This window comes from Neobacillus sp. PVCKKU3 (genome assembly GCF_058323225.1).
In genome coordinates this window covers 1-9,488 of sequence record NZ_JBLVQN010000076.1, presented here as the reverse complement: position 1 = coordinate 9,488, position 9,488 = coordinate 1, and the positions used below count along the sequence as shown (strand labels likewise).

General features: G+C 40.2%; 10 protein-coding genes. 2 read left to right on the top strand and 8 right to left on the bottom strand.

Annotated elements, in window-relative coordinates:
- Window positions 1-175: 175 nt before the first annotated feature.
- From ACNQGS_RS28610 to ACNQGS_RS28575, 8 genes are all read right to left on the bottom strand, one after another.
- On the bottom strand, window positions 176-697 hold the full coding sequence (locus ACNQGS_RS28610) for an ECF transporter S component (RefSeq protein ID WP_491490341.1): 522 nt from the start codon (window positions 695-697) through the stop codon (window positions 176-178).
- A 231-nt stretch (window positions 698-928) separates the two neighbouring features.
- Window positions 929-1,804, bottom strand: coding sequence for a DMT family transporter (locus ACNQGS_RS28605; RefSeq protein WP_491490340.1), 876 nt, complete (start codon window positions 1,802-1,804; stop codon window positions 929-931).
- A 164-nt stretch (window positions 1,805-1,968) separates the two neighbouring features.
- A complete protein-coding gene (locus ACNQGS_RS28600; protein ID WP_491490342.1) occupies window positions 1,969-3,141 on the bottom strand; it encodes an MFS transporter in 1,173 nt (390 codons plus the stop codon).
- A 223-nt stretch (window positions 3,142-3,364) separates the two neighbouring features.
- Entirely contained in the window at window positions 3,365-4,831 is a 1,467-nt protein-coding gene (locus ACNQGS_RS28595; protein ID WP_491490339.1) for a flavin monoamine oxidase family protein, read from the bottom strand.
- Window positions 4,832-5,645: 814 nt separating this feature from the next.
- Window positions 5,646-5,972, bottom strand: coding sequence for a YnfA family protein (locus ACNQGS_RS28590; RefSeq protein WP_491490338.1), 327 nt, complete (start codon window positions 5,970-5,972; stop codon window positions 5,646-5,648).
- Between the two features lie 104 nt (window positions 5,973-6,076).
- Window positions 6,077-7,051 carry an LCP family protein gene (locus ACNQGS_RS28585; protein ID WP_491490337.1) on the bottom strand — a complete coding sequence of 325 codons (975 nt, stop codon included), beginning with the start codon at window positions 7,049-7,051 and terminating at the stop codon, window positions 6,077-6,079.
- Between the two features lie 226 nt (window positions 7,052-7,277).
- Window positions 7,278-7,466 carry a hypothetical protein gene (locus tag ACNQGS_RS28580; protein ID WP_491490336.1) on the bottom strand — a complete coding sequence of 63 codons (189 nt, stop codon included), beginning with the start codon at window positions 7,464-7,466 and terminating at the stop codon, window positions 7,278-7,280.
- Between the two features lie 47 nt (window positions 7,467-7,513).
- Complete coding sequence (locus tag ACNQGS_RS28575) at window positions 7,514-8,140, bottom strand: metal-dependent hydrolase (RefSeq protein ID WP_491490335.1); 627 nt, start codon at window positions 8,138-8,140, stop codon at window positions 7,514-7,516.
- Window positions 8,141-8,381: 241 nt separating this feature from the next.
- Between ACNQGS_RS28575 and ACNQGS_RS28570 the strand changes: the two genes are divergently transcribed.
- Together ACNQGS_RS28570 and ACNQGS_RS28565 are read left to right on the top strand one after the other, a co-directional pair.
- Complete coding sequence (locus ACNQGS_RS28570; RefSeq protein ID WP_491490334.1) at window positions 8,382-8,819, top strand: hypothetical protein; 438 nt, start codon at window positions 8,382-8,384, stop codon at window positions 8,817-8,819.
- 174 nt (window positions 8,820-8,993) lie between these two features.
- A partial coding sequence (locus tag ACNQGS_RS28565; RefSeq protein WP_491490333.1) for an MBL fold metallo-hydrolase occupies window positions 8,994-9,488 on the top strand: 495 nt, incomplete at its 3' end.

Here is a 9,488-nt window from a genome sequence, read left to right as displayed (position 1 = left end):
TGTGCATCAACTTACTAGCTAAGAGGTGTGTTCATGTGTGAATCACCAAAACGAAACAAAAGAACCGTCCCTATTTACCTAAGGTCGGTTCTTGTTCCTTAACTTATTAGTTCATAGACGTGTATTCTTGTGTGATCCAAAATGTGAAACAAGAGAACCGTCCCCATGAACCATGTTACCCTCTTTTCTTTAAGCGTCCTACAAGAGGGACTACAATGATGCCTGCTATTACGACCTGCATGATGTTTCCAGGGATGGAGCCGAATGGCTGGATCCAGTTCCCGTAGAGGATGACTTCGGTGAAATAGTAGCCTACAACTTTTATGACGAGTGCAGTTAGAACGGCCAGAGTATAAACAAGAACTCGTTTGCCGGGTACCTTTTCGGCAATGAGACCGACTACAAAGCCCATTGTACCGACGATGACAAAGGTAAACGGTGACCATAATGCCCATCCTGAGACAATATCAAACAAACCCATACCAAACGCCCCCGCAATGGCTCCGGTTCTTTTGCCGTAAACCAAGGCTGCGATAAAGAGAGGAACGTTACCCAAATGGATTAGACCACCGTTCCCCATGATTGGGAGCCTTAAGTTGATGAACATCGTGGCCACGAAGGTTAAGGCAATGAAAAGTGCACTGATGACAATGGCTTTTGTTTTTGTTGATTCTGTTGTTGAAAATGTCGAATTCATATCTAACCTCTTCTTTTCTAAAAAGTAATATTATATATCAAATATTAAATATATACTTAAATCTTTTAGAAGAAAAGTAAATTTTTGTACTTTATAAACTTGGGTTGAAGATAGGGGCTAGGGGGTGTTCCACATTTTTTATTGCACTAAGCGTTCAGTAAGTTGAATAAGCCAAATTTACGAACAAAAAGTAAGACCCCAACAAATACAATTGAAGGGGGTTTCTAAAGACTATTTTTTCTCAATCATAACGAATAAAACACCAGTAAGAATGAGTATGGAACCTGTCCAAAAGGTTACACCTATATTTTCTCCCAGAATAAGCCAGCCAAGTAATGTTCCAACTACGGGTTGAAAGAAGAAAAATATCCCCCCACTTGAGGCGTTAAGCATTTGTAAACCGCGATTCCAAAGTAGGAACCCACCTGCTGTTGAAACAATACCCAAATATAAGAGTCCCCCCCAAATGGTCGGGTGAGTCAATTCAGAAATATTAATTGCGTGTAACCGTGGTAAAACAAAAGGAGTCAACACGATTAGGGCGACCGAGATGGAATAGGTGGTGACTACAATTTGTGAATAGTCACTCGGCAAGAGTTTTACAAGTACAGACATAAGTGCCCACGTTAAAGCAGCAATAAGCAGTGCAATACCACCAAGTTTACTAGATAAATCCACATCTCCGATTCCGACAATGAGAAAAACCCCAATCGTCGCTAGACAAACGGAAAGCCACTTTTTTAACGTTAATTGTTCTTTAAGAAGTAATCTAGCAAAAATAACCATAAACGCGGGTGTTGAAGAAGTTATAATGGCTCCCATTTGTGCTGTGGACAGCATTGTCCCCGTTTCTTGGGTAACAATTGAAATGGCGTTACCAATAACTCCGATAGCGATAATTAATAAGAAATAACGTTTCTCGATTCGCCATTTTTGTCGGGTTATAAAGCCGATGATAAGAAGTGCGACAATAGCCACTAAATAGCGCATCCACACAAGTTCTAGTGGAGGTATGACCGCTACTACAATTTTGACAACAACGTACATTCCACCCCAAATACTGGCGGCTAAAGTTAAATATATAGAACCTAATAAGGTGTTTTTCATTTTTTATACCCTCCGTCTTTTTTAGGTCAACGATGCCCAAACGGAGAGAAGTAGTCACGTTCTCTCCATTAAGAGCAGAAGTGCGCTACTGGTACATCATTTTCAAATAACGGAGTCCAATACATTTTGAATCACCTCTTAGAATACAGTGTAATAGTAAGTCATCAAGCAGCCAGTTTCTTTTCCATGCGATCATTTGGTAAAAAGACCGCGATCAACGAGCCGGCAAGCGGGAGCAGCGAGAGAATCGTGAAAACGGTCGCGATCCCAAAGATGTCTGAGATGCCGCCCATAAACACCGATCCAATCCCGCCAGCCCCTACACCGAAACCAATCGAAAGACCGGAAGCCAGACCAATGTTCTTCGGAAGCATGCGCTGCATGTAAACCACACTGACCGAGAAAGATGAAAGTACACTAAAACCAAACAAGAGCAATACGAGAACCGACAACACCCCATGTACATGTGGAAAAATAAGAGCAAACGGTGTTGCAAGTAGCATGGAACTGACCAGTAAACGTTTCATGCCAAGTTTGTCTGCAAGAACCCCGCCAACAAAAGTACCAAGTGCTCCTGCTCCGACAAAGACAAAGCTAAGAATCTCTGACTGTTGGATGGTAAGGTTGTGCAGGTAAAAAGGCAAAAAGACGACAACGCCAATTTGGCACCAGGAACGCAGGATGATTACACAAGAGAGCAGGGTAGCTCCCAGTAAATTGTTGTCTCCATTTATTTGTTTCTTAGATTGGAGTTTAGTAGTCTCTAATTTTTCACGCAGCCAAGGCAGAATTTGGCCAGTTAATAGAAGCGATAGGAACGCTACTGGAATGAGCCATAGTAGTCCCTGAATCCCTGAGTGACTTACGTAGAGGGATACTAATAATGGCCCAAAGGCTTGCCCGGCATTTCCGCCGACTTGGAAAATAGCTTGGGCGAGTGCTTTTTTAGATCCAGAAGCAAGATGGGTAGCTCGGGAGGCTTCTGGATGGAACGCGCCCGATCCGAGACCGGAAATCGAAATAAACAAAAGCAGCCAAGGCAGTGATGGTGCGAGTCCTGTTAAAGCCAGCCCCATAATCGAACAGAATACTCCTGCCGGATACAGCCAGACACGAGGCTTACGGTCCGCGAACATGCCGAACAGAGGCTGGGAGATAGAGGATGTTAGGTATGACATTAAAACTACTAAAGTAGACTGGGTATAGTTTAGGTCAAATGCTTGTTTATAAAGCACAACCATTGCCGGAACCATACCTGTGGTCACTAAATCATTTAAAAAATGTGATCCGCTGAATGTAAAAACACCCCGGCGAAAAATGGGTTCTTTTCCTTTCATTATGGGTTGTGATGCTGTTTCCAATGGTGTGCTCCTCCAATCAATTACAAAGCGATATTTAGTGGTACAAATTTTTTCCTTTTTTAATAATATCCCAGCTTGATATAATTGTCACTTCTTCAAACCTTAATTTGTAAAAGCATTTTTTGGAAGGGCAATTGGTAATTAATGAAAAAAAGATGGGTATTCCCCGTAAAAAACAAGGGGAAACCCATCTTTTTTTCTAGATTGGCAGATGATTCACTTCATTGGCAACACGAATGCCTGATTCAATGGATCCCTGCATCCAACCGTGAATAAGAGTGGTATGTTCACCGGCAAAGTGAACTCTTCCTTCTGGCATCGTTATATATGGAAACAATTCATTTTCCTGGCCGGGCTCAAATGCGACAACCGCTCCAGTGGCATGGGGGTTATCTACCCAGCTATAAGAAATACCAGAAACATATTCGGAATAGACCTGGATGCCGAAAATTTGAGCTAGGTTCTTTAAGGCATATTGAATACGCTCTCCGTCGGAAAGACCATTCCATGTCATCGCTTCATCCGCCCATGTATAGCTTGCGACAACAACAGCCGGTTCAGATGTGCCGATTCCCTGACTCGGAAAATAAGTGAATCGAATGGGCAGATCGGTGATGGATTTCCCGCCATATTGACCGTATCTTTCCCAAAAGCGGCTCTTAAACTGAATTCCGATTTTTGTTGCGGCCATATAGTTGATTTCACGAATGGCTCTATGTTTGTAATAAGAAAAAGAATGGTAGGGTTCAATGGTTACAAATCGCATAACAGAAAAGGGGATGGTAATGATGGCAAGATCACTAGTGGTAGTCGAATTTTTAAATGTACGAGGATCAGTCGAATGAATGGTGACACCTTGGTTATGTTGGGCAATTTTAGTGATTCGTTGGTTGAACCTAATCTCCTCTTTCAATTGCGGCAAAAATGCCTTCGGAAGCAGATCCATTCCACCCGTTATCTCATAGAAGCGATTGGTTCTAAAACCCGACGTTTCACGGATCACTTCTAGAAACGACATCCCCATAAAAGCTTCATAATCTAGGAGTACATCAATCATATCAATGGCACCATCTGAGAAAGTCGTTCCAAATTTATAGTGGTAAGAATTTAAGAACGTTCCGAGTGATTGGTTTTTAAATTCTTTTTCGATAAGAGGCCAATGTCTCTCAGGGTCCTTATTAATAAAATTAACAATTGGATCGATGGCTAATTTCCATAGTTGTTCTGCACTTTTACCTTTTTCATTCGGCAGGACAGGAAAGTTTAGAATACTAGGATTTTGTTCAAACATGCTGAGGCGGGTTTTGACCCCATTTACAAACAGAATGTCTGCGGGGGTCCGGTTGATAAAAGGGTTTACGGGCAACCCAAATTTTTTAATATATTCTAGAGTCAATAAATGGGTATCAGGAATACGCATAGGGCCTGCGTTTAAATAAAGGCCATTGCTGAAAGGGCTGCGAATCGTGTAAATACGGCCGCCCACCATGCTGTTGGCTTCTAAAATAGTAACCTTGTGCCCCGCCTGCTTTAAAAGGGAGGCTGCTACAAGCCCTGCTATCCCAGCACCGACTATCGTAATCTGCTTAGGGGTCTGTGACTTATCAAGCCCATTTCTAATCATGTTAATCATTTGTTGGGGCGTTAATGTTATTGGTCCATTCATATTTATTGGCATCTCACTACCTCGGTTAAATAAGGTTTAATACATTTTATTCACTGGTTGAGATGTCTATGCGTGATGCATGGGGACGGTTCTGGTGCATCACTTATTTATTTATTTTAACAAAAAGAGAGGGTGCCTCTTCTTGTATTGATCCGCAAATATTACGGGGCGATTCGCAAATATAAGGAGGAAATTCGCAAATATACAGCTGATTTTCGCAAATAACTTGTAGAGGCAGCCGCAACTTGTTTAGATCCGCAAATATAACAGGGGGATTCGCAAATAAAAGGATGTGATTCGCAATTATAAAGGGATTTTTCGCAAATAACTTGCGGGTGCAACCGCAACTTGTTAAGGAACGCAAATATTACGGGGCGATTCGCAAATATAATGAGGAAATTCGCAAATATACAGCTGATTTTCGCAAATAACTTGTAGAGGTAGCCGCAACTTGTTTAGATCCGCAAATATAACAGGGCGATTCGCAAATAAAAGTAGGAAATTCGCAAATAAACTTAGCGTTTTCGCAAATAACTTTTGGATGCAGCCGCTACTTGTTAAGGTCCGCAAATATTACTGGGCGATTCGCAAATAAAAGGAGGAGATTCGCAAATAAACTTAGCGTTTTCGCAAATAACTTTTGGATGCAGCCGCTACTTGTTTAGGTCCGCATCTATAACGGCGGGAATCGCAAATAAAAAGGGGAATTTCGCAATTATTGTGCTCGGATTCGCAAATATTTTGTTTGAAATCGAAAATTAGGTTCAAAAAAAATGAGGAACATCACTCAGATGTTTCTCATTTTTTTGAAGTTTTATTGGCGCGGTGCAAACAAGATCACGGAGGCTCCAATTAAGCAAATTCCAGCGCCGATCCAGTCATATAAGTCAGGTGTTTTTCGATCCATTCCCCATCCCCATAAGATGGACAGAACGATAAATACTCCACCATAGGCAGCATATACTCTGCCGAAGGATGGGAACGATTGAAATGTTGCTATGACACCATACAATGCCAGGATAAGTCCGCCGAAAATTCCCCAATACAATGGTTTACCTTCTCTTAACCATAGCCAAACTAGATAACCGCCGCCAATTTCGGCAAGTCCTGCAAGTATAAATATTACAATAGATTTAATCAAATGACCTACACCCTTCGAAAGCCTGTCTAATTAGGAATTATATTTTTCAATTAAGTTCAGGTCAAATCATAAACTGGTGTACTTCGGCAAAAGCAGCTTCGAAATCAGTCGGGTGAGTTGCTTTTATCTTCATTTTGATTATCACTGGTCCCGTCCAAAAAACGTTCAAGAGCTTCTTTATTTTTCACGAAATCTACTTCCAATACATCCCCAAGCTCATCATCCCGTTTATTTTGAAAACTGCCATCCTCAGGAATGCGTAAAGTTTCAATCTCGCTGTTCTTTCTCGTAAGTATGTCTTTTCCAAGTTCAATAAGGGTAGAACTGTTCATATTTGTCTCCAAATATTTATTCAAAAGACCGATTAGCTCTGGGAGTTTTAACACACTTTTTGGACCTAACGCTTCTTCCTTTAATTTTGAAATCACTTCCTGTTGCCTTTGAATCCGCCCAAAATCACTTAAACGATCATGTCGAAACCTAACATAGCCTAACAGTTCTTTACCATGGAGCCGCTGCTTGCCTTCTTCTAACGTCATGCCAATTCCATAAGACATCTCATACGGTATGTCCACTTCGATTCCCTTTGGAACAAGCAGGTCGACCGCTTTTTCGAAACCTTTAAAATCGATGATCGCATAATAGTGAATATCGAGTCCGAAATTTTCCTTGATCGTTTTACTTAGCAATTCAGTACCGCCAAAAGCGTAGGCGGCATTTAGTTTTTGCTGTCCATGATTGGGTACGGAAACAAGCATATCGCGCATTAAGGAAATCAGTTTAAATTGATGTGTTTTTGGATCATAATGGGCGATCATAATGGTATCTGTTCGGGATTGTTTTTCTCCCCGTGAGTCACTTCCTAATAAAAGCACATTGACCTCATCGAGGTTACTCTTTGAATCTTGAATTGTATGTTTTCCCTCCACTTTTTTAAGAGGCGGGTTAATCGTTTTAATTTTTCCTTCTATGTATTGAAAAATGGTAAAGAGACCAACTGTGACAATACCAATTACAAGTAGGGCGGCAAAAACTCTGCCCCATCTTATTTTAATTCTTTTCTTTTTCTTTCGTGTCAAAACTTGCACCACCTAGGCTGAAATAATACGATCATCAATGGTTTATTTTATACTATTAAGCTCCCATATAGGAATAATTTAGAAACCTCTGAAGTAATGATTATCGCATAAATAATTTTCAACTATTTAACTATTAGGTTACATTTATTTTGCATTTCTAATTAATATAGTACAAAAACAGGTATGACTAATTAGTAGTCATACCTTCCAAACTGTCCCTGTATCGTTAAAAGATTTCTTTAATGAAAGTAAAATTCTTAAGAAGTTCACTTTCATTGATGGAGATCCGATTCGCCAAATCTTTCGTTCTCAAGACAAATTCTTTAACTCCGATAAATTCTGATTCACTAATCAAGTAAAAGTGAGTTCCTTTTTTATATCCATTAAACTGCCTTTTTAATTTATATACCTTCATTCAATAACCTCTAGTTTCTTTTTTAACCATTACTGAATTTACGCTAATTATAGTTCCTTAGACGTCAGCGGCAAGAACAGTTTAATCCCTCGTTTGTTAAATGGCAAGATTTTTAAATCAGCGATCAGGTGACTGATGTAACCAGCTAAACAGGTATAGAAAACACCGAGAATTCCAAGTGAAGACTCTAAATGGAAAGCAATGACCCCGAAGAAAACAACGCCTAAGATGGAATGAGTATAACTCCGATGAGATGTCAAGGAAGCAATGATAAAGTAAATTCCTAATAGGATGATCCAAAGCTCCCCTAAAGATAACCCTCCAAGCAGAACAGCAATTCCCGAAATGGTTAACATATGTTTTTGCTTAATGAGGGAAGCAACCAGCACGATCAAAAGCCCGATACCGGCCCCCATCCATCGTTCTGCCGCCAGTTTCTCCAAGACACTATAGAAAATCATCAGCAATCCAATGATCATCGCAGCTAGCCGAACCATCTTATGCGACAGTGTAATTTTTCCGCGGAGCTTCCCGTCAATATCCAAGTCTGGCATCAATCCCGACACGGCTCCTAATCCGACAAACAAGAGTGTTGCAGAAGGAGAGGTTTGATATGTATTAGCCACAATATATCCTGTTGCTGATCCAATTACTGCATGTGCTGTACCATTCAATTTCATACCACCTCTAAAATTATTAATCTGGTCAAAAAAAACAGACATAACTATTCTACTACAAAACATCTGTTCTGTTTATAGATAAATAATTTATGAATAAATACGTTAGGCAGTAGTTTTAGCTACAGACGATGTTTAAGAATTTGATTCAAAATGTTGGACAAATTAACGTGTCCCTCGGCTGATTAAATGAATAAGCTATTATAGTTTGATAGGAAAGGATGTGATATTGAAATCAATGAGCAACAACACTAAAAAGTTTACAGCCGTATTAAGACAGGAATTTTCTTTTTATGCGAACGACGAAGTACTTGATTCGGTTTTAGATGATATTGCAGCCCAAGGAGTAACGGTAGTTGCATTTACCATTACAAAGTTGGACATGGGCAGAGTGAACTTTGTGCGAATGGTTGTCGGTCCTGATAGTTCAAATAGTTCCCGTGCCAACCAGATCGCGCGGGACGCTCTTCGCCGAGCAGGTGTACGGTTCCATCAAGAAGAAGTTATCCAGATCATTGTTTCACCTGCCCCGGGAATCTTAAGAAACGTGTTACGAGCTTTGCACCCTCAGGTAGTAGTGTTCGCTGCATATAGTGCAGTAAATTCCATCATCCTGAACGTCTCCGATATCCCAACTGCATTACAATTGTTAAGGAAAAATAACATTATCGCTTAAGGTTTTTACCTTTTTAATGCCTAATTGTGAAAGCAATTAGGCATTTTGATGTAAGTTTTAGTATAAGGTGATAAAGACCAAACGATTAGAAGTACCGTTCATGAAGTACATTGGTTATATAAATCTGTTACAATTCTGTTAGATTCAATTGATTATATACGAGGAGATATTACCATGCAAACCATAAACAAAATAGGCAATTCATTTTGGTATATGACACCTGTTTCTGAGACAGACAGACCGATTTTAGGGATGGTTGTTGGAAAAGAAAAAAGATTAATGATTGATGCGGGGAATTCGGAAGCACATGCCCAATTATTTTTAAAAATGCTGGAGGAACAAAATGTCGGCCGTCCTGATATGGTTGTGTTAACACATTGGCATTGGGACCATATTTTTGGACTGTCCGCATTAAAGGATCGTGTATCGATTTCTTCAAAAGCAACAAAAGTAGAAATAGAAAAACTAATACCTTTAGCATGGACGGATGAGGCTTTAGATGAGCGGGTAAAGGGAGGCACAGAAATTGAATTTTGTGCCAACTGCATTAAAAATGAGTTTGCGGAACATAGGAATATACATATCACATTGCCACAAGTCGTTTTTGACCATGAACTCGAAATCGATCTTGGCGGGGTAACTTGTGTATTGAAGCATGTCGGAGGGGAC